Here is a 19,568-nt window from a genome sequence, read left to right on the forward strand (position 1 = left end):
CGTCTAACACGTTTACTGGTTGAGCGCATCGATGAAGCATTCCATGGGCCACCGAACCGGTCAAGCGGTTAGCCGGTTACTTCCGCGGTAGGCTGGTGTCCTCCAGGAGGTGGCCCGTGATCGAAGCACCGTCCTCGGCCCAGCTGGTCGAGGCGTTCGCCAACACCGTCGACGTGGAGCTCGGCACCGACGACCTCGCCGCGCCCGGTGAGCTCGCCGGCTGGCTGGCGGACCGGGGGCTGCTCGAAGCCGGCGGCCCGCTCTCCGCCGCCGATCACGAGCTCGGTCTGCGGCTGCGCGCCGGTATCCGCGAGGAGCTGGGCGTCCATGTGGGCGACGCCCCGGACCCGGACCTGCTCCGCGCCGCCGATGAGGCGTTGCGCGAACTCCCGCTGCTGAGCACCGTCCGGCGCGGCCCGTCGGCCGCCCTGCTCCCGGCGCCGGAACTGCCGCCCGCCAGGAAGGCGCTGGCGCTGATCGCCGTCGCCTGGACCGAACTGGTCATCACCGGCGAGGCCGCCCGCCTCAAGCGCTGCGCCGAGCACGCCTGCGCCTGGGTCTTCTGGGACGTCTCCAAGAACCGCAGCCGCCGCTGGTGCTCCATGCGCGTCTGCGGCAACCGCACCAAGGCACGGCGGTACGCGGCCAAGCACGCCGCCACCGCCGGCTGAGAGACCGGCGGTGCCAGGGGTGCGCCGCCCATGGGCGCCGTGCGGAAAACGGCATGGGCCGGCCCGGTCTCCCCCGTGAGAGACCGGGCCGGCAGTGAGCGGGAGAAGGTCAGACGCGGGCCGCGTCGTACTCCTCTGCGGGGCGGGCGGCCGGGGCCGGCGCCGGCGGGGCCAGTACGGCCTCGTCGTGGGTCATGTCCGGCAGCCAGCCGAGCCACTTGGGCAGGTACCAGTTGCGCTCGCCGAGCAGGGCCATGACGGCGGGGAGCAGGACCCCGCGGATGACGGTCGCGTCGATGAGGACGGCCACCGCCAGGCCGACGCCCATCTGCTTCATGCTCTGCATGGAGAGCGTTCCGAAGATGGCGAACACCGCGACCATGATGACCGCCGCGCTGGTGACGACGCCCGCCGTGGTGGTGATGCCGTGCTGGATGGCGCTCTGGGTGCTGAGGCCGCGCATCTTGGCCTCACGGATCCGGGAGACCACGAAGACGTGGTAGTCCATGCTCAGCCCGAACAGGATCACGAAGAGGAAGAGCGGCAGCCAGGCGACGACCGCGCCCGTTCCCGTGGCACCGACCAGTCCCGCGCCCCAGCCGTGCTGGAAGACGGCGGCGAGGACACCGTAGGCCGCGCCCACCGACAGCAGGTTGAGGACGATGGAGGTGGCGGCGATGGTGAGGGAGCGGAAGGACAGCAGCATCAGGAGGAAGGCGAAGACGATCACGAAGGCGAAGACCGGCGGGACGCTGCTCGTGATCTTGTTGGTGAAGTCCATCGAGCCGGCCGTCTGACCGGTGATGGGCGCTTCGAGCCCCGGGACCTTGCCGAGCGTGTCCGGCCGTACCTCGTCCCGCAGTTGGACCAGCCCGGCCTCGGCCTTCGTCTTGTCCGTGCCACCCGCCAGCGGGACGTCGATCTGCGCGATGTTCTCCTTGGCGTGGACGACCACGGTGACCGGGCCCTTGCTGGCGCCCTTCGAGACGGCCTCGGCGCGGAAGTCCTCGATCGCCTGCTTGACGGGCGCCGCGTTGATGTCGTCGGCCTTGACGACCACGTGCGCCGGGTCGGGGCCGCCGGGGAACGCCACGTTGATGCGGTCGTAGGTCTGGATGATCGGCAGGCCGTCGCCGAGCTCCTGGTTCATCGTGAGGTTCGCGGTGTGCAGCCCGAGCGCCGGGGAGGCGATGAGGATCAGTGCGCCGCCCGCGATGACGGTGGCGGTCTTCGGGTTGCGCAGCACGGGGGTGAGAACGGCCGTCCAGAAGCGGCTGTTGCTCGTGGCGGAGCGCTGGGAGGTGTTCTTCCGGGCGCGGTTGAGGAACGGGAGCCGGCCCTTCTCGACCCGGTGGCCGAGCAGCGAGAGCAGGGCGGGAAGGACGGTCACGGAGCCGAACATGGCGACCGCGACGACCATCATGGTGGCCACACCCATGGCCTTGAAGTCCGCGATGCCGGTGAAGAGCATGCCGGCCATCGCGACGATCACGGTGATGCCGGAGATGAGGATGGCGCGGCCGGACGTCGCCGAGGCGATCTTGATGGCGGTCTGCGCATCGTGTCCCGCGGCCCGCTCCTCACGCTCGCGGCGCAGGTAGAACAGGCAGTAGTCGACGCCGACGGCCAGACCGACCAGCAGCATCACGGAGTTGGCGGTGTCGCTCATCGGCACCAGGTGGCTGACGACGGCGACCAGACCGGTGGTCGCCACGAAGGCGGTCACCGCGAGGAGGACCGGCAGCAGGGCGGCGACCAGCGCGCCGAAGGCGATCAGCAGGATGCCGAGCGCGACCGGGACCGCGGAGAACTCGGCGGTCTTGAAGTCGTCGCCGAACGCGTCACCGAGCACCTTCTCGGAGCTCGCGTCGCCGAACTCCTCGATCCGCAGGTCCTGGTACTTGGCCTGGGTGCCCGCCACCGCGTCGGTGACCTTGGTGACGCGGTCGTCGGCGGTCTCCTTCTCGCCGGTCATCTCGAACCGGACCAGTGCGGATTTCTGGTCCGCGGAGATCGCCTTGGTGTCGTAGGGCGAGCTGATGTTGGTGGTCTGGCCGGTGCCCTTGACCGCGGCTATGACCGCGTCCACGGCGGTGTGGACCGCGGGGTCCGCGACCGTGCCGCCGGACTTGACCTGGATGAGCACCATCTCGCCGGCAGCACCCTTGATGCCCGCGTCGTCGATGATCCCCGCCGCCTGGCTGACCTCACCCGGCAGGCCCTCCTCCTGGCTGGCGTCGACCCGGCCGGCCATCTGTCCGATGGCGAGCGCGAGGACCACGAAGACCAACCAGCCGATGACGGCCGTCCAGCGGTGCCGGGCGCTCCAGCCACCCATTGCCGCAGCGATTCCCATTTTGCTGCCGTGTGCGCGTCCGCGACTCACGGTTCCCCCTCGTCATGGCAGCGGCACCGCACCGCTTGCTTCACCCATGACGCTAGGGGCTGAGGGGCGGCCGACCCATCAGGCTTCCAGGTGACTTGGCGGTGGGGGTTCTCCCCCATCCAGGGGAGGCTAGCCCCACCCTCAGAGGACGCCGGTCCCTTACACCTATAAAGATCGCCTAAGGAAACCATCCTTCAGTGCTCCGATGAATCAGCCAACTTCCCCGCAATGAGGCGGTGATTGCTGCGTATTTCCTTGACCATCGGCTGTCAGTGGTCGTATGTTTCCGGCACTTACGAGGCCGATCCCACGGGAGGGACCATGCCCGCACCCCTGAGGCCCGTTCGCCGCAGAGCCGCAGCCGTCTGCGCTTCGCTGGCGGCCGTCGCCGCGTTCGCCACCACCGGAATATCCCCGGCCGCCGGAGCTCCGGCGGCCGCGGCACGCGATGTCTACGTCTCCCCGGCCGGTGACGACCACGCCGCCGGCACCACCAAGCACCCCGTCCGCACCCTGGAGCACGCCCGCGACCTCGTCCGCGCCCGCGCCGGACACCTCACCGCCGATCTGACCGTCCATCTGGCACCCGGTACCTACCGGCAGTCCAAGCCCCTCGTGCTCGACGCCCGCGACTCCGGGGGCAACGGCCACCGGGTGATCTGGGACGGCGCCGGGTCCGCGGTCATCAGCGGGGGCCGCCAGGTGACCGGCTGGCACCAGGTCGCCGGCCGGCCCGGACTGTGGTCCGCGCCCGCGCCGAGCGGCCTCACCAACACCCGGCAGCTGTACGTCGACGGGGTGCGCGCCCAGCGCGCCCGTGGCCAGGTGCCCGTCGGACTGACCGCCACCGCCACCGGCTACACGGCCTCCGCCGGCACCCTCGCCGGCTGGCGGAACATCGGCGACGCCGAGTTCGTCTACACCAGCGGCGAATCGCTGTGGAACATCGACCGCGACGGCCTCGGCCAGTGGACCGAGCCGCGCTGCCCCATCGCCTCCGCCACCGGCACCACGATCACCATGGCCCAGCCCTGCTGGGACAATTCCAACAAACGTGTCGAGTTCCCCGACATCCCCGGCAGGACCGTCAGCATGGTCGGCCCCGGCAAGCTCACCAACAGCGGCCACGCCTCGTACATCGAGAACGCCTACGAGCTGCTCGACCAGCCCGGCGAGTGGTACTTCGACCGCAAGGCCCACACCGTCTACTACCTCCCGCGCCCCGGCGAGGACCCGCGGCACGCGGATGTCGAGGCACCGGTCGCGCAGAAGCTGATCGACGGCGGCGGAACGGCCGCGGCGCCCCTGCACGACGTCTCCTTCCGCGGGCTGCAGTTCAGCTACGCGACCTGGCTGACCCCGTCGGGTCCCGGCGGGTTCTCCGAGATCCAGGCCGGCTACACGATCACCGGGCCGACCGGCTGGGCCACCCAGGGCCTGTGCCACTTCGTCGAGGGCGGCACCTGCCCGTTCGCCGACTGGACGAAGATGCCGGGCAACGTCTCCCTGGCGCACAGCCGCGGAGTCGAGTTCTCCGGTGATGTCTTCGCGCATCTCGGCGCCGCCGGACTGGAGTTGGGCACCGGGACGAAGGACGCCCGGGTCAGCGGCAGCATCTTCACCGACATCTCCGGCAACGGCCTGGAGATCGGCGGGGTCGACGGCGCCGAGCCCGCCACCGGCGTCCAGGTCACCGACAACCACCTCTACGCGCTGCCCCGCGAATTCCACGGCGGGGTCGCGATCGTCAACGGCTACACCCAGCGCACCACGATCGCCCACAACCAGATCGACCACGTCGGCTACTCCGCGATCTCACTGGGCTGGGGCGGCTGGCCCGACAAGGTCGGCTCGCCCGCGACCCCGAACAGCAGTCACGACAACGCGGTACGCGACAACCTCATCTTCGACTACATGCAGATGCTGGACGACGGCGGCGGCATCTACACCCAGGGGCTGACCGGCACCTCGATCGCCGACGGTGAGAAGGTCACCGGCAACGTCATCCACGGCCAGTGGGGCCTGGGCAAGAGCGTCTACACCGACAACGGCTGCACGTACGAGACGGTCCAGGGCAACGTCCTGTACGGCGCCTCGTACGCCAACGTCGCCAGCCGCCACACCGACTTCCGCGACGCGCTCGGCAACAACGACCCGACGCTCGTCAAGGACAACTGGTGGGAGGAGGGCACCGGCGACGCCGACAACAAGGGACTCGTCACCACCGGCAACCGCATCATCGCCGCCCCCTCCGACGCCCCCGGGGCGATCGTCGCCAACGCGGGCCTCGAACCCGCCTACCGCGGGCTGCTGAACCGGCGGATCGGCGCACTCAGCACTCCTGAGGCACCGTCACGCGTCGGCACCAGCTCCGGCGGCACGACCGCGCTGGTCGTCACCTTCAACCCCACCTTCGCCGACGGCGGAGCGGCCGTGACGTCCTACACGGCCCACGTGTACGACGCCGCGGGCCATGAGGCGGCGACGGTGCCGGTCACGGCCGCGGAGTTCCGCACCCGCGGCTACCTCCGCGTCACGGGACTGCGGCCCGGTGAGCCGTACACCGTCTCCGTGAGCGCGACCAACTCCCGTGGAAGCGGGGCGGCTTCGCTGCCGTCGAACGCTCTGGTGCCCGCCGCCGTGACGACGCTGCCCGCCGCACCCACCGGGGCGAAACTCCGCGCCCAGGCGCACGCGGCGACCGTCGTCTGGACGCCGCCGGTGGACACCGGCGCCGCCGAGGTCACGGGCTATCTGATCACCGTCTCCGACGGCCGCACGATCGAGGTCGCCGGCCGGGACGCGCTCGTCACGCAGCCGTCCGGCAAGGGGATGTTCCGCGTCATCGGCGGTCTCACCCCGGGCACCGCGTACAAGGTCACCATCGCGGCGGTCACCGCCGCGGGAACCGGTCCTTCGGTGACCGCGAACGGCACCACACCCGCGGCCTGACGCGTCAGGCGGAGAGCAGGATCCGGCGGGGGAGAAGGGCCCCCGCATAGCGCTCCAGCAGCAGCTCGACGAGTTCCGGGGCCGCGCCCAGCACAGGAGCGAGGGCGTCGGCGCCGGACTCGCGGGCACCGCGGACGATGCGGTCGGGCAGGAAGCCCGGTGCGATGACGTACGGGGCGACCGCGATACGGCGTACGCCCTCGGCCCGCAGCTGCCGGACCGCGTCCTCGGTCCTGGGCAGCGATGCGGAGGCGAACGCAGGCCGCACGGCGCACCAACCGGTGTGCCGCCACTCCCGCGCGATTTCAGCGATCACTGCGATCGCCTCCGGGTCGGTGGAGCCCGCCGAGGCCAGGACAACCCCGGTCGAGCGGTCGCCGGGGGTGACCCCGGCCTCGGCCAGCCGCCGCTCCAGGGCGGCGGTCAACAGGGGCGAGGGGCCGAGGACATCGGCCACCACGACCCTCAGCCGGGGGTGCGCGGCGGTCGACTCGCGCAGCACGGCGGGGATGTCGGCCTTCGCGTGGAAGGCGCGGGTGAGCAGCAGCGGCAGCGCGACGATGTCGCGCACCCCCTCCGCCGCGAGGCGGTCGACGACCTGCGCCACGGTCGGCGCACAGAAGTCGAGGTATCCGGTGACGACGCGGAGCCCCGGCCGGGCGGCCCGTACCTGCTCGGTCAGCGCATGGACGGTCGCGGCATGGCGCGGATCGCGACTGCCGTGGGCGATGATCAGAAGGGGCGGCGCATAGCGCCACGTTGGAAGGGTGGTGGCGGGTGACGGGTGGGCGGGACCGTTCATTACTGGCTCCGGGACACCAGGCCACGGGTGCGCAGCACACGGCGCTCCAGCGGGCTGAAGATCAGCAGATCGATGGCGATACCGACGACGAGGATGAGGATGATGCCGAGGAAGATGCCCGGCATGTCGGACCCCTCGCGCATGTTCTCCAGATAGCGCCCCAGACCGGTGCCGAGGTCGGGGGAGGAGGCGATGAGCTCGGCGGCCATCAGGGAGCGCCAGGAGAACGCCCAGCCCTGCTTGAGGCCGGCCAGGTAGCCGGGCAGCGCGGCCGGCAGCAGGATGTGCCGGGCACCGCTCACCCCGCTGGCGCCGAGCGTGCGGCCGGCGCGCAGATAGAGCGGCGGCACCTGGTCGATGCCGGAGATCAGCCCGTTGGCGATGGACGGCACCGCGCCGAGCAGGATGACGGCGTACATCGCGGAGTCGGTGATGCCGAGCCAGATGACCGCGGCGGGCACCCAGGCCACCGACGGCAGCGACTGCAGGCCCGACAGGATCGGCCCGATGGCGGACCGGACGAACGGGACGCGGGCCACGACGAGGCCGACCGGGGTGCCGATGGCGACCGCGGCGAGGAAGCCCAGCAGCCCGCGCTCGACGCTGGTCCAGATGATGTCGAGGAGCTGGCCCTCGTTCCACAGCGTCATGAAGCTGCTGCCGACCGCCCGGGGGCGGGCAGCTTGGTCTCCGGCGCGAACCCGGCCAGCACGGCGAGCTGCCACACCACGAGCACCAGGAGGACCGCCGAGACCGGCGGCAGGACCTTCTTGACCAGGACCTGGGTGAACGGGGTGCGCCGGACCTGGACCGCGTCCAGGGCGTCGAGCCCGGCCTCCAGACCCGCGAGGTCCTGGGAGCCCGCACTGTCCTTCTTGTCGGCCGGAACGGTCTCAGTGCTGGCCATGTCGGCGGATCTCCCCACGCAGTTCTTCGGTGATCTCGATGGACAGCTCGGCGACCGCGGCGTCCTCGATACGGCGCGGCTGCGGGATGTCCACGGCCCATTCGCGGGCGACCCGGCCGGGCCGGGACGTCAGCAGCACCACGCGCTCCGCGAGCCGGACGGCCTCGCGGACGTTGTGCGTGACGAAGAGGACGGAGACGCCCGTCTCGGCCCAGATACGGGTGAGCTCGCCGTGCAGGACGTCCCGGGTGATGGCGTCCAGCGCCGCGAACGGCTCGTCCATCAGCAGCACGTTGGAGTCCTGGGCCAGCGCACGGGCGAGCGCGACGCGCTGCCGCATACCGCCGGACAGCTCGTGGACCCGCTTGCCGTAGGAGCCGTCGAGGCGCACCAGGCTGAGCAGCCGCTCGGCCTCCGGGCGGCGCTCGGCGCGCGGCACGCCGCGCAGCCGCAGCGCCAGTTCGATGTTCTTGCCGGCGGTGAGCCAGGGGAAGAGCGCGTGCTCCTGGAACATCAGCGCCGGACGGCCGCCGCCCGGCACCGTGATGGTGCCCGCCGTCGGCTGGTCCAGGCCCGCGACCAGGTTGAGCAGCGTCGACTTGCCGCAGCCGGAGGCACCCAGGAGGCAGACGAACTCACCGGGACGGACGTCGAGGGTGATGTCGTCGAGCACCGCCTGGGCGGAGCCCGGACGGCCGAAGACCTTGTGGACGTGGTCGATGCGAACGGCGGGCGCGCCGTCCGCGACGGCGGTGTCCGCGCTGTGCTGCTCGGTGGTCCTGACTGCCGTGGCCATCCGGTCACCTCCTGGTACGTGGGCGGGCGGTGCGTGCTGCGGGCCGCCGGTGTCCGGCCATCGCGGGCCGGACACCGGCTGCTTCCGGGTGTTTCCGTGACGCGGTGCTGCTACTGCCTGCCGAGTCCCGCCGCGTCCACCGCGGGCTTGCCGGCGGCCGTGAGGACCTTGTTGAGCAGCGTCAGGTCGTAGATCCCGGCGAGGTCGGGCTTCTTCAGCAGACCGGCCTTGACGGCGTGGTCGGCCTCGGACGTCAGCGACTTGGCGAGCGGGTCGTCGAGGACCTGGATGCTCGCCCACGCCGGGTCGAGGATCTCGGCCGGCAGTGCCTTCTGGGTGTCCTTCTTGAGCTGGGCGTTCGCGGCGGCCTTGGCCTTGTCCGGGTTGGCCGTGATCCACGCGTTGGTGTTCACCGAACCGCGCAGCACCGCCTCGACGACGTCCGGGTGCGCCGACAGGAACTTCTGCGACACGATCACATTGGTGATCACGAACTTCTTGTCGGGCCACAGGTCGCGCTCGTCGAGCAGTACCTTGCCGCCCTCGGAGACCAGCTTGGACGCGGTCGGCTCCGGCACCCACGCGCCGTCGATGGAACCGGACTTGTAGGCGTCGGGCGTGACCTTGTTGTCGGTGCGGAAGACGGAGACGTCGCCCTTGCCGCTCTGCGCGTCGACCTTCCAGCCCTTTTCGGCGATCCAGTTGAGGAACGCCACGTCCTGGGTGTTGCCCAGCTGCGGGGTCGCGATCTTCTTGCCCTTGAGGTCGTCCAGGGTCTTGATCTTCGCGGGGTTGACGACCAGCTTCACGCCGCCCGAGGCGGAGCCGGAGATGATCCGCAGGCTGGTGCTCTTGGACTTGGTGTAGCCGTTGATGGATGGCGAGGGGCCGATCCAGCCGATGTCGATGGAGCCGGCGTTCAGCGCCTCGATCTCGGACGGGCCCGCGTTGAAGGTCTGGGTCTTGATGGCGGTGCCGCCCAGCTCCTTCGCGAACAGGCCCTGGTTGAGGCCGACGAGCGCGGTGGCGTGGGTGAGGTTCGGGAAGTAGCCGATCTTCACTTCGTCGGCGGAGAGCTTCTTCGCGCCCGAACTGGCCACCGGGGCAGCGTTGCTGTCCTTCGTGTCGTCGGACTTCGAGCCGTACCCGCAGGCGGCGAGAGCGCCGAAGAGCAGCGGGAGGGTCGCGGCAGCGGCGATCGATCGCTTCAGGCTGCGGGTGGTTCTTGCGGCAGACACGGGAGGTGTTCCTCTCGGAGAGCCGGAGCGCGCCTATCTGGGCGCGGCCGGAAAGTCGTCAGGTCTTCGGTGGTGCGGGCGTACTCGCGTGCGGGTGCGGGGCTGAGCGGTTAGAGCGCACATCGCGCCACCCCGCCCGTGCCGGCGCCGAGGAGGCCGCTGCCGACGCGGCCGCCCTCCTTCGCGAAGCCCGAATAGGCATCGACCATCAGAAGTCCCACCCCTCTTGTTCCTTCTCCACGGCGGACGCACCGGCCGCCGCGGGTTCGGCGAACGCCTCGCCCGCCATGCCCGCGGTCAGCGTCGTGCCGTCCGCGGGGTCGATCAGCAGGAAGGAGCCGGTCAGCCGCGAGTCCGCGTAGGCGTCCAGCGGCAGCGGCTCGGCGGTGCGCAGCACGACGGCGCCGATGTCGTTGACGTCCAGCTGCGCCGGCCCGGACTCGTGCGCGAGCCCGGCCGTGAGATTGATGCGGTACGGCAGCGCCTTGACGACGGCCTTCACCGTGCGCGTCGCGTGCTTGAGCAGCACCCGCGAGCCGACCTTCAGCGGCCGCTCGTGCAGATGGCAGACGGTCGCCTCGACGTCCTGGGTGGTCGCCGGCGCCGAGGCGGTCGGCGCGATCAGGTCGCCGCGCGAGATGTCCAGGTCGTCGGCGAGCAGCACGGTCACCGACTGCGGCGCCCAGGCGACGTCGACCGGCTCGCCAAGGGCGTCGATGCCGGTGATGGTGCTGGTCGCGCCGGACGGCAGGACCGTCACCTCGTCACCGACCCGCAGGATGCCGGAGGCGATCCGGCCCGCGTAGCCGCGGTAGTCCGGGTGCTCGGTGGTCTGCGGACGGATCACGTACTGGACCGGGAAGCGGGCCGGGGCGTCCGTCAGGTCGGTGCCGACCTGCACCGTCTCCAGGTGCTCCAGGACGGTGGGGCCGCCGTACCAGTCCATGTTCGCGGACGGCGTCACCACGTTGTCCCCGGCGAGCGCCGAGATCGGGATCGTCGTGATGTCCGGGACGCCGAGCGACGCCGCGTACGCCGTGAACTCCTCGGCGATGGCGGCGAACACGGGCTCCGCGTACTCCACCAGGTCCATCTTGTTGACGGCCAGCACCACGTGCGGGACGCGCAGCAGCGCGGCCACCGCGGCATGGCGCCGGGTCTGCTCCACGACGCCGTTGCGGGCGTCGACGAGCACCACGGCCAGCTCCGCGGTCGAGGCGCCGGTGACCATGTTGCGGGTGTACTGCACATGGCCCGGCGTGTCGGCGAGGATGAACCGGCGCCGCGGTGTGGCGAAGTACCGGTACGCCACATCGATGGTGATGCCCTGCTCGCGCTCGGCCCGCAGGCCGTCGGTGAGCAGCGCCAGGTCCGGCGCCTCCTGGCCGCGGCGGCGCGAGGCGTGCTCGACGGCCTCCAGCTGGTCGGTCAGGACCGACTTGGAGTCGTGCAGCAGCCGCCCGACCAGGGTGGACTTGCCGTCGTCGACGGAGCCGGCGGTGGCGAAGCGCAGCTGCGAGGTGGCCGCGATCTGCTCGGCGCTGGTGACGTCGCTGATGGTGGTCATTTAGAAGTACCCCTCGCGCTTGCGGTCTTCCATCGCGGCCTCGGACATCTTGTCGTCGGCGCGGGTCGCGCCCCGCTCGGTGAGCCGGGACGCGGCGATCTCCACGATGACCTGGTCGATGGTGAAGGCGTCGGAGTCCACCGCGCCGGTGCAGGACATGTCACCGACGGTGCGGTAGCGGATGAGCCGCTTCTCGACGGTCTCCCCGGACTTCGGGCCGCCCCACTCGCCCGCCGTCAGCCACATGCCGCTGCGGGCGAAGACGTCCCGCTCGTGCGCGTAGTAGATCTGCGGCAGCTCGATGCCCTCGCGGGCGATGTACTGCCACACGTCCAGCTCGGTCCAGTTGGACAGCGGGAACACCCGGACGTGCTCGCCGGCCGCGTGCTTGCCGTTGTAGAGCTGCCACAGCTCGGGGCGCTGGCGGCGCGGGTCCCAGGCGCCGAACTCGTCGCGCAGGGAGAAGACGCGCTCCTTGGCGCGGGCCTTCTCCTCGTCACGGCGGCCGCCGCCGAAGACCGCGTCGTACTTACCCTCGCCGATCGCGTCGAGCAGCGGCACCGTCTGCAGCGGGTTGCGGGTCCCGTCGGGGCGCTCGCGCAGCCGGCCGTCGTCGATGTAGTCCTGCACCCGCGCCACGTGCAGCCGCAGTCCGTGCTCGGCGACCGTACGGTCCCGGTACTCCAGCACCTCGGGGAAGTTGTGGCCGGTGTCCACGTGCAGCAGCGAGAACGGCACCGCGGCGGGCGCGAACGCCTTCAGCGCCAGGTGCAGCATGACGATGGAGTCCTTGCCGCCGGAGAAGAGGATCACCGGCCGCTCGAACTCGCCCGCGACCTCACGGAAGATGTGCACGGCCTCGGACTCGAGCGCGTCCAGGTGGCTGAGCGCGTACGCGGATTCATTGGGCGCGGCGACGGTGGTCACAGTGCCAGTCCCCTCTCGACGAGCAGCGCTTCCAGCGCCGCGGCGGAGTCCTCGACGGTGCGGCCGTGGGTCTCGAGGCGCAGATCCGGTGCCCCGGGCGCCTCGTACGGGTCGTCGACCCCGGTGAGACCGGAGATCTCACCCGCGGCCTGCTTGGCGTACAGCCCCTTCACATCGCGCTCGGAGCACACCTCGACCGGTGTGGCCACGTGCACCTCCAAGTACGGGGTGCCCTGCTTCTGGTGGCGCCCGCGGACCGCCTCGCGGCTGTCCGCGTAGGGAGCGATGACGGGGACGAGGACCTTGACGCCGTTGGAGGCCAGCAGCTCGGCGACGAAGCCGATCCGCTGCACGTTGGTGTGCCGGTCCTCGCGGGTGAAGCCCAGCCCGGCGGAGAGGAACTCGCGGATCTCGTCGCCGTCCAGCACCTCCACCCGGTGGCCCGCGTCACGCAGCCGGTCGGCCAGCGCGAAGGCGACCGTGGTCTTGCCCGCGCTCGGCAGACCGGTGAGCCACACCGTGGCACCCGCCTGCTGCGGGCTCGCCGGCACGCTCATCGCTCGCTCCTGGGATATCTGAGTGGTCATCAGCCGTGCAGTCCGCACTCGGTCTTGCCGCGGCCGGCCCAGCGGCCGGCGCGGGCGTCCTCGCCCTCCAGCACCCGGCGGGTGCACGGCTCGCAGCCGACGGACGCGTAACCGTCCATCAGCAGCGGGTTGGTCAGCACCCCGTGCTCCGCGACGTACGCGTCCACGTCCGCCTGCGTCCAGCGGGCGATCGGGGAGATCTTCACCTTGCGGCGCTTCTCGTCCCAGCCGACGACCGGAGTGTTCGCGCGGGTCGGGGACTCGTCGCGGCGCAGTCCGGTGGCCCAGGCGTCGTACCCGGTCAGGCCCTGCTCCAGCGGCTTGACCTTGCGCAGCGCGCAGCACAGGTCCGGGTCGCGGTCGTGCAGCTTCGGCCCGTACTCGGCGTCCTGTTCGGCGACGCTCTGGACCGGGGTCAGCGTGATGAGGTTGACGTCCATCACCGCGCCGACCGCGTCACGGGTGCCGATGGTCTCGGGGAAGTGGTAGCCGGTGTCGAGGAACACCACGTCCACGCCCGGGAAGGCGCGGGACGCGAGGTGCGCCACGACGGCGTCCTCCATCGAGGACGTGACGCAGAAGCGCGGGCCGAACGTCTCGGCGGCCCAGCGCAGGATGTCCGGCGGGGACGCGTCCTCCAGGTCGCGGCCCGACTGCTCGGCCAGAGCGCGCAGGTCCTCGGCGGTGTGCTGTGCGGTGGTCACGACTCGCCTCCGGTCGGGGGGTTCTTGCGAAGTCCCTCGGTCAGCAGACCGAGGAACTTCAACTGGAAGGCGCGGTTGCACGCCCGGCATTCCCAGGCGGCACCCGAACCGTGCGGAACCTTCTCCTCGGATGGGCGCAGATCCTCGTCCCCGCAGTACGGGCAGTAGAACGGCGCGGCGCGTTCGGTCATGACAGCGCCTCCTCGGAGGCGCGGGCGGCCCAGGTGGCGAAGCGCTCGTCGTCCTCGCGCTCCTCCTCGAAGCGCCGCAGCACCCGCTCGACGTAGTCGGGCAGCGCGGCGGAGGTGACCTTCAGACCGCGCACCTTGCGGCCGAAGCCGGGCTCCAGACCGAGGCTGCCGCCCAGGTGCACCTGGAAGCCCTCGACCTGCTCGCCGTTCTCGTCGGTGACCAGCTGGCCCTTGAGACCGATGTCCGCCACCTGGATGCGGGCACAGGAGTTGGGGCAGCCGTTGACGTTGATGGTCAGCGGCTGGTCGAAGTCCGGCAGCCGGTGCTCCAGCTCGTCGATGAGGGAGGCGCCGCGCGCCTTGGTCTCGACGATGGCCAGCTTGCAGAACTCGATGCCGGTGCAGGCCATGGTGCCGCGCCGGAACGGCGACGGCTTCACCTGGAAGCCGAGCGCTTCCAGAGCGGCCACCAGGGACTCGACCCGCGGCTCCTCGACGTCCAGCACGATCATCTTCTGCTCGACGGTGGTGCGCAGCCGGCCCGAGCCGTGTCCGGCGGCCAGGTCCGCGATCTTGGAGAGCGTCGAGCCGTCGATCCGGCCGACCCGCGGCGCGAAGCCCACGTAGAAGCGGCCGTCCTGCTGGCGGTGCACACCCACGTGGTCACGCCACTGCTGCTCGGGGTACTCCGGGGCGGGGCCGTCGGTGAGCTTGCGCTGGAGGTACTCGTCCTCCAGGATCTGCCGGAACTTCTCCGGGCCCCAGTCGGCGACCAGGAACTTCAGCCGGGCGCGGGTGCGCAGCCGGCGGTAGCCGTAGTCACGGAAGATGCCGATCACACCGGCCCACACGTCGGCGACGTCGTCCAGCGGGACCCACGCGCCGAGCCGCACCCCGAGCTTGGGGTTGGTGGACAGCCCGCCGCCGACCCACAGGTCGAAGCCGGGGCCGTGCTCGGGGTGGTGCACCCCGACGAACGCGATGTCGTTGATCTCGTGCGCCACGTCCAGCAGCGGCGAACCGGAGATCGCCGTCTTGAACTTGCGCGGGAGGTTGGAGAAGTCCTTGGAGCCGATGTAGCGCGAGTGGATCTCGTCGATCGCGGAGCTGCCGTCGATGATCTCGTCGGCCGCGATCCCCGCCACCGGCGAGCCGAGGATGGTGCGCGGGGTGTCGCCGCACGCCTCGGTGGTGGACAGGCCGACGGCCTCCAGCCGGCGCCAGATCTCCGGAACGTCCTCGATCCGGATCCAGTGGTACTGGACGTTCTGCCGGTCGGTCAGGTCGGCGGTGCCGCGGGCGAACTCCTGCGAGATCTCACCGATGACGCGCAGCTGCTCGGTGGTGAGCCGGCCGCCGTCGATGCGGACCCGCAGCATGAAGTACTCGTCGTCGAGCTCGTGCGGCTCCAGGATGGCGGTCTTGCCGCCGTCGATCCCGGGCCTGCGCTGGGTGTAGAGACCCCACCAGCGCATGCGGCCGCGGAGGTCGGCGGGGTCGATCGAGTCGAAACCGCGCTGGGAGTAGATCGTCTCAATGCGTGTCCGCACGTTGAGACCGTCGTCGTCCTTCTTCGTCTGCTCGTTGCCGTTGAGCGGCGTGAAGTGGCCCATGGCCCACTGGCCCTCACCACGGTGGCGTCCGGCCTTGCGGCGGGCCGTGGTGTCGGCTGGTTGATCAGGAGTGGAGGCCATGGCGATGCGTCCTTCGGGCAGGGGCGAATACGTCGGTGGTAGCGCGGATGCACCCTATGGCCTGCGGAAACCTGAAATCGATCAGGGCAGTTGGCGGCGGCGGGGCGCATGCGCGACCACGGCGCGAGAGGGTGGCGGGGGTGCCGGCGCCAACCGGCGCGGCGCGATCAGCTCGCCGGACAGATGGCGCTGGACACGCGGCAGAAGTCGACGTGCGGCCGACCTACCAAGGCGATTCCAGTGCGGGACATGTCGGAAGCGTGGCATGAGGGTCTTGGACGAGTCCACCGTCGTCCAGTATGTGGACCAGATTATCCCATCAGGTGAGACGCTGTGCTCTGCGTCACTGCTCCGCGGGCCACGGCCCGGCCGGGACCGGCTGATCCGGTTCGTCCGCCGTCCTGGTGTCGAAGAGCCGGAAGCCGCGCCGCTCGTAGTTCGCCATCGCGTGCGGCCCGTCCAGGCTGCAGGTGTGCACCCACACCCGCTTCGTCGCGGTCCGCCCCGGCCACCGGCCGGCCAGGTCCCAGGCGCGGGCGGTCCCGTACGACAGCAGATGGCCGCCGATCCCGCGGCCCCGGAAGGCGGGCAGCAGCCCGAAGTACATGATCTCCACGACGCCGTCGTCCTGCGGGTCGAGCTCCACGAACCCGGCCGGGGTGCCCCGGTCGTACGCCACCCACGTCTCCGAGCCCGGCCGGTCCAGATGCGCCTGCCAGCGGCCGTACGTCCAGCCCAGCCGGTCGGTCCAGCGGCAGTCCGCGCCGACCGACGCATAGAGGAAGCGGCTGAAATCGGGCGACGGCACCTCGGCGGCCACGATCCGGACCCCCGGCCCGGCGGCGGGCACGGCCGAGGGCCGCAGATCCGCCGGTGCGGTCTGTTCGAGGGACCAGGTGGTCACGCTGATGCTCATGCCACCACCCTAATTCGCCGCCGCGGGACAGCCGCCGCCGGCCGGCCGCGACCCGACGGCCGCGACCGGATCAGCGCACCGCGCCCAGCCGCGCGAAGACGACGACGTTCCCGTCGTATCCGCCCTTCTCCGTGTACCCGCCGCCACAGGTGATGACGCGCAGCTCGGCCGCGCCGGTGTCGCCGTACACCCGCTTCGCCGGGAACGCGTTCTTGGCGAACACCTCGACGCCGTACACGTCGAAGACCGCGGTGCGGCCGTCCTGGCGGGTCACCTCGATACGGCCGCCCTTCTTCAGGGCGCCGAGCCCGTAGAAGACGGCGGGCCCGGCCAGATTGTCGACATGCCCGTCGATGACGGAGGTGCCGGCCGCGCCCGGCGTGGGGGAGTTCCTGAACCAGCCGGCCAGGTTCTTGTCGGCCGGCGGCGGCGAGCCCACCCAGCCGTCCTTGTCGAGCGCGACGGTGATCAGCGGGGCGTTCACCCCGATGGACGGGATCCTGACCCGGACCGGCGGCGAGGCCGGCAACGGCGGCGTGACCTGCCGGGCGGCAGGCGGGACGACACCGGGAATCGTGTCGACGGCGGCCGCCGCGGCGGGCTGCGGCGGAAGGGCCTGCTCCGCGGCACCGCCGCGGACCAGGGCCACCCCGACGACGGCGATCAGGGCGACGGCGACGGGTGCGCCGATGCCCTTGCGCGCCGGCTGCTCCGTGGCCATGGCCTTCCTCCCGCTCGGGGGCCCCGGGGGACCACCCTCCGAAACGCTAGACGCGCGGCGGTCGGGCGGCGACAGCTGACAGGCGATCGGGTGGCGCGGAGCGCGCGCCCCGCGGCCGCCGGAGCCGGCCCCCTCCACGCCCTGCCGCCATCCGGCAGGGCCTCGTACGCTGTCCCGCATGTCCCGCACGAGTCCGAGCCGCCCCGTCGTCGTCCTCGGCGAATGCGTGGCCGACGCCTTCGCCGCCCCCCGGACCGGCGAGCCGGCCGCCGGTCTCGACCTGACCGTCGTCCCGGGCGGCGGCCCCGCCAACACCGCGGTCGCGCTGGCCCGGCTCGGCACGCCCACCCGGTTCCTCGGCCGGCTGTCGGGCGACGTCTTCGGCCGGCTCTTCCGCGAGCGGCTGGCCGGCTCCGGCGCCGACCTGACCGGCTGCCCCGACGCGGCCGAGCCCAGCACGCTCGCCGTCGCGGATCTCGACGCGGCCGGCCGGGCCCGCTACACCTTCCACGCCGAAGGCACCGCCGACTGGCAGTGGACGGCAGCCGAGCTGACGGCCGGGCTGCCCGCCGACCCGGCCTGTCTGCACACCGGCTCCCTCGCCCTCGTGCGCGACCCCGGGGCCGGCCGTATCGAAGAGCTCCTCGACGACCTCCGCCCCCGCACCACCATCAGCATCGACCCCAACGTCCGGCCGGGCCTCGTACCCCCGGACCGCTACCGGCAGCGGCTGTCCCGCTGGTGCGCGGCGGCCGACATCCTCCGCCTCAGCGACGACGACCTCGCCCATCTGCACCCCGGCACCCCGCTGGAAAAAGCCTGCGACGAATGGCACGCCCTCGGCGTCCCCCTCGTCGTCATCACCCTCGGCCCCGACGGCGCCCTCGCCTCCCTCGACGGCGAACGGCTCCAGGTACCGGCCCAGCCGTGCGACGTCGTCGACACCGTCGGAGCGGGCGACGCGTTCATGGCAGGCCTGCTGCACCATCTGTACGCCGCCGGTCACCTGGGCGGCCGCCTCACCGCACTCACCCCCGCGGGGGTCCAGGAGGCCGTGGCCCTGGGCACGGCGGTGGCCGCCGCCACCTGCGCGGTCCAGGGCGCGAACCCGCCCTGGCCGCACCAGTTCTAAGGCTGCGCTTGCGGCCGGCTCTCTCTCGCCCGTGGGCAACGGTTAGTGCCGGGCAGCCAGAACCGCCGGCGCCACCGAATGCGGCAACAGATCGACACCCCGCTCCGGACGCACCAATTCCACCTCGACCCCGTCCGCGAAGCGGTAGGGCCGATGTGCCAGCACCCCCGCAAGGTTGCGGCGCAGCCGCGACAGTTCCGCGCGGACCGTCACCGTCCGTCCCGCGTCGCCGAACAGGTCCTGGGCCAGTTCCGCCGCGCTGCGGCCGCCCCGGTGCAGCGCCAGGACGAAGAGGAGCTCGGCATGGCGCGGGCTGAGCTGTTGTGCCCAGCTGCCCGCCGCGCCCGAGACCGTCACCGTCCAGGCGCGTGCCCGGCTGACGTCCAGGACGACGCGGCTCATGGGGGCCGCCGGGTCCCGGTCGTCGCCGAGGCGGATCAGCCAGCCGCCGGGCAGCGGATCCAGGGAGCACCTGCCCAGGCTCGGCAGCCACATCTCGCCGGACCGTACGGCGGCCGGCAGGGCCACCCGGTCCGGGGGCGCCATGCCGGTGACCGCGGCGGTCCAGCCGTTGCGGTCGACCGCGACGGCCCGGTCGTCCGACCCCGCCATCCGCGCCAGCAGCGGTGCCGCGATCGCCCGCAGCCGTTCGATGGAGGCCCAGTGCCGCAGCCGCAGTTCGCCCTCGGCGACCCGGGTCACGGCGGTGACCAGGGACAGGGTGGCCGGGTGGATGGTGGCGGCGGGGCCGCTGATGTCCACGACGCCGAGCAGCCGGCCGTCCCGCGGATCGTGCAGGGGCGCGGCGGCGCAGGTCCACGCGTGGTGGGTCCGTACGAAGTGCTCGGAGGAGTGCACCTGGACGGGTGCGCGGGTCACCAGCGCGGTGCCGATCGCGTTGGTGCCGACCACGTCCTCGGCCCAGGAGGCGCCCTCGGCGAAGCCGAGCCGGTCCGCACTCCTGCGCACCGCGAGGCTGCCGTCCCGCCACAACACCCGGCCCTCGCCGTCCGTGACCACCATGATGTGCCAGGCGACGTCGGCGACGGTCAGCAGCCCCTCGCGCAGCAGCGGCATGACGTCGCCCAGCGGCGAGGACTGCCGGCGGTGTTCGAGCTCCTCCGTGGAGAGCAGGCCGGCGTGCCGGCCGATGTCCGGATCCACACCGTGGTTCCTGACCCGCAGCCAGGACTCGCTGATCACCGTGCGGGGCACCGCGGGCGGGGCGTCACCCGCCAGAGCGGCCTCGTGCACGCCGGCGAGCAACCGCGCCGACTCGCGGACGCCCATGGCCCCGAGACGGCCGAGACCGATCGGTGGGTCTGACACATTGCCCCCGGTTTGCCTGCTTCTCACGTCCTGCTGCCCATGGTGCCG

The 19,568-nt window shown here is 71.7% G+C and carries 17 protein-coding genes and 1 pseudogene; 3 read left to right on the forward strand and 15 right to left on the reverse strand.

Features of this window, described 5'->3' with window-relative positions; genetic code table 11:
• Positions 1 to 116: 116 nt before the first annotated feature.
• Positions 117 to 671: a CGNR zinc finger domain-containing protein gene (locus LNW72_RS30220; protein WP_250978246.1), complete on the forward strand. Its 555-nt coding sequence runs from the start codon at positions 117 to 119 to the stop codon at positions 669 to 671.
• Positions 672 to 780: 109 nt separating this feature from the next.
• On the opposite strand, the gene LNW72_RS30225 is transcribed toward LNW72_RS30220, so the two are convergent.
• Positions 781 to 3,027, reverse strand: a complete 2,247-nt coding sequence (locus LNW72_RS30225; RefSeq protein ID WP_250978247.1) for an MMPL family transporter — start codon at positions 3,025 to 3,027, stop codon at positions 781 to 783.
• A 351-nt stretch (positions 3,028 to 3,378) separates the two neighbouring features.
• On the opposite strand from LNW72_RS30225, the gene LNW72_RS30230 reads away from it, so the two are divergent.
• Positions 3,379 to 6,009 carry a fibronectin type III domain-containing protein gene (locus LNW72_RS30230; RefSeq protein WP_250978248.1) on the forward strand — a complete coding sequence of 877 codons (2,631 nt, stop codon included), beginning with the start codon at positions 3,379 to 3,381 and terminating at the stop codon, positions 6,007 to 6,009.
• A 4-nt stretch (positions 6,010 to 6,013) separates the two neighbouring features.
• Here LNW72_RS30230 and LNW72_RS30235 read toward each other — a convergent pair whose 3' ends face one another.
• The 13 genes and pseudogenes from LNW72_RS30235 to LNW72_RS30290 all read right to left on the reverse strand — a co-directional run bounded on the left by LNW72_RS30235 (position 6,014) and on the right by LNW72_RS30290 (position 17,059).
• On the reverse strand, positions 6,014 to 6,811 hold the full coding sequence (locus tag LNW72_RS30235) for a sirohydrochlorin chelatase (RefSeq protein WP_250978249.1): 798 nt from the start codon (positions 6,809 to 6,811) through the stop codon (positions 6,014 to 6,016).
• Positions 6,811 to 7,718, reverse strand: a pseudogene (locus LNW72_RS30240) (ABC transporter permease). Before LNW72_RS30240 ends, LNW72_RS30235 begins: the two are co-directional and overlap by 1 nt.
• Positions 7,705 to 8,514, reverse strand: coding sequence for an ABC transporter ATP-binding protein (locus LNW72_RS30245; protein ID WP_250978250.1), 810 nt, complete (start codon positions 8,512 to 8,514; stop codon positions 7,705 to 7,707). The pseudogene LNW72_RS30240 and the gene LNW72_RS30245 overlap by 14 nt, the downstream one beginning before the upstream one ends.
• Positions 8,515 to 8,624: 110 nt before the next feature.
• A complete protein-coding gene (locus tag LNW72_RS30250; protein ID WP_250978251.1) occupies positions 8,625 to 9,752 on the reverse strand; it encodes an aliphatic sulfonate ABC transporter substrate-binding protein in 1,128 nt (375 codons plus the stop codon).
• A 208-nt stretch (positions 9,753 to 9,960) separates the two neighbouring features.
• The gene (locus LNW72_RS30255) at positions 9,961 to 11,319 is read right to left on the reverse strand and encodes a sulfate adenylyltransferase subunit 1 (RefSeq protein WP_250978252.1); all 1,359 of its coding nucleotides are present in this window, start codon (positions 11,317 to 11,319) and stop codon (positions 9,961 to 9,963) included.
• A complete protein-coding gene (gene cysD, locus LNW72_RS30260) occupies positions 11,320 to 12,246 on the reverse strand; it encodes a sulfate adenylyltransferase subunit CysD (RefSeq protein WP_250978253.1) in 927 nt (308 codons plus the stop codon).
• Complete coding sequence (gene cysC / locus LNW72_RS30265) at positions 12,243 to 12,833, reverse strand: adenylyl-sulfate kinase (protein ID WP_250978254.1); 591 nt, start codon at positions 12,831 to 12,833, stop codon at positions 12,243 to 12,245. Before cysC ends, cysD begins: the two co-directional genes overlap by 4 nt.
• Complete coding sequence (locus LNW72_RS30270; protein ID WP_250978255.1) at positions 12,833 to 13,537, reverse strand: phosphoadenylyl-sulfate reductase; 705 nt, start codon at positions 13,535 to 13,537, stop codon at positions 12,833 to 12,835. The genes cysC and LNW72_RS30270 overlap by 1 nt, the downstream gene beginning before the upstream one ends.
• On the reverse strand, positions 13,534 to 13,728 hold the full coding sequence (locus tag LNW72_RS30275) for a hypothetical protein (protein ID WP_138354334.1): 195 nt from the start codon (positions 13,726 to 13,728) through the stop codon (positions 13,534 to 13,536). Before LNW72_RS30275 ends, LNW72_RS30270 begins: the two co-directional genes overlap by 4 nt.
• A complete protein-coding gene (locus tag LNW72_RS30280; RefSeq protein ID WP_250978256.1) occupies positions 13,725 to 15,422 on the reverse strand; it encodes a nitrite/sulfite reductase in 1,698 nt (565 codons plus the stop codon). The genes LNW72_RS30275 and LNW72_RS30280 overlap by 4 nt, the downstream gene beginning before the upstream one ends.
• Positions 15,423 to 15,589: 167 nt before the next feature.
• Positions 15,590 to 15,673, reverse strand: coding sequence for a putative leader peptide (locus LNW72_RS42150; RefSeq protein ID WP_331283982.1), 84 nt, complete (start codon positions 15,671 to 15,673; stop codon positions 15,590 to 15,592).
• Positions 15,674 to 15,765: 92 nt separating this feature from the next.
• Positions 15,766 to 16,338: a GNAT family N-acetyltransferase gene (locus LNW72_RS30285; RefSeq protein WP_250978257.1), complete on the reverse strand. Its 573-nt coding sequence runs from the start codon at positions 16,336 to 16,338 to the stop codon at positions 15,766 to 15,768.
• A gap of 70 nt (positions 16,339 to 16,408) precedes the next feature.
• On the reverse strand, positions 16,409 to 17,059 hold the full coding sequence (locus LNW72_RS30290; RefSeq protein ID WP_250978258.1) for a class F sortase: 651 nt from the start codon (positions 17,057 to 17,059) through the stop codon (positions 16,409 to 16,411).
• Between the two features lie 178 nt (positions 17,060 to 17,237).
• On the opposite strand from LNW72_RS30290, the gene LNW72_RS30295 reads away from it, so the two are divergent.
• Positions 17,238 to 18,191 carry a carbohydrate kinase gene (locus LNW72_RS30295; protein WP_250978259.1) on the forward strand — a complete coding sequence of 318 codons (954 nt, stop codon included), beginning with the start codon at positions 17,238 to 17,240 and terminating at the stop codon, positions 18,189 to 18,191.
• A gap of 42 nt (positions 18,192 to 18,233) precedes the next feature.
• Here the strand turns inward: LNW72_RS30295 and LNW72_RS30300 are convergent, their stop codons facing one another.
• Entirely contained in the window at positions 18,234 to 19,520 is a 1,287-nt protein-coding gene (locus LNW72_RS30300; protein ID WP_374117354.1) for a GAF domain-containing protein, read from the reverse strand.
• Between the last annotated feature and the right edge of the window lie 48 nt (positions 19,521 to 19,568).

This window comes from Streptomyces sp. RKAG293 (assembly GCF_023701745.1).
Classification (GTDB): domain Bacteria; phylum Actinomycetota; class Actinomycetes; order Streptomycetales; family Streptomycetaceae; genus Actinacidiphila.

Bases quoted from the DNA above. Each gene is read 5' to 3' on its own strand.
- LNW72_RS30280 (WP_250978256.1), bottom strand. From the start codon at position 15,422: ATGGCCTCCACTCCTGATCAACCAGCCGACACCACGGCCCGCCGCAAG.
- LNW72_RS30275 (WP_138354334.1), bottom strand. From the start codon at position 13,728: ATGACCGAACGCGCCGCGCCGTTCTACTGCCCGTACTGCGGGGACGAG.
- LNW72_RS30235 (WP_250978249.1), bottom strand. From the start codon at position 6,811: ATGAACGGTCCCGCCCACCCGTCACCCGCCACCACCCTTCCAACGTGG.
- LNW72_RS30225 (WP_250978247.1), bottom strand. From the start codon at position 3,027: ATGGGAATCGCTGCGGCAATGGGTGGCTGGAGCGCCCGGCACCGCTGG.
- LNW72_RS42150 (WP_331283982.1), bottom strand. From the start codon at position 15,673: ATGTCCCGCACTGGAATCGCCTTGGTAGGTCGGCCGCACGTCGACTTC.
- LNW72_RS30290 (WP_250978258.1), bottom strand. From the start codon at position 17,059: ATGGCCACGGAGCAGCCGGCGCGCAAGGGCATCGGCGCACCCGTCGCC.
- LNW72_RS30255 (WP_250978252.1), bottom strand. From the start codon at position 11,319: ATGACCACCATCAGCGACGTCACCAGCGCCGAGCAGATCGCGGCCACC.
- cysC (WP_250978254.1), bottom strand. From the start codon at position 12,833: ATGACCACTCAGATATCCCAGGAGCGAGCGATGAGCGTGCCGGCGAGC.
- LNW72_RS30245 (WP_250978250.1), bottom strand. From the start codon at position 8,514: ATGGCCACGGCAGTCAGGACCACCGAGCAGCACAGCGCGGACACCGCC.
- LNW72_RS30285 (WP_250978257.1), bottom strand. From the start codon at position 16,338: ATGAGCATCAGCGTGACCACCTGGTCCCTCGAACAGACCGCACCGGCG.
- LNW72_RS30230 (WP_250978248.1), top strand. From the start codon at position 3,379: ATGCCCGCACCCCTGAGGCCCGTTCGCCGCAGAGCCGCAGCCGTCTGC.
- LNW72_RS30295 (WP_250978259.1), top strand. From the start codon at position 17,238: ATGTCCCGCACGAGTCCGAGCCGCCCCGTCGTCGTCCTCGGCGAATGC.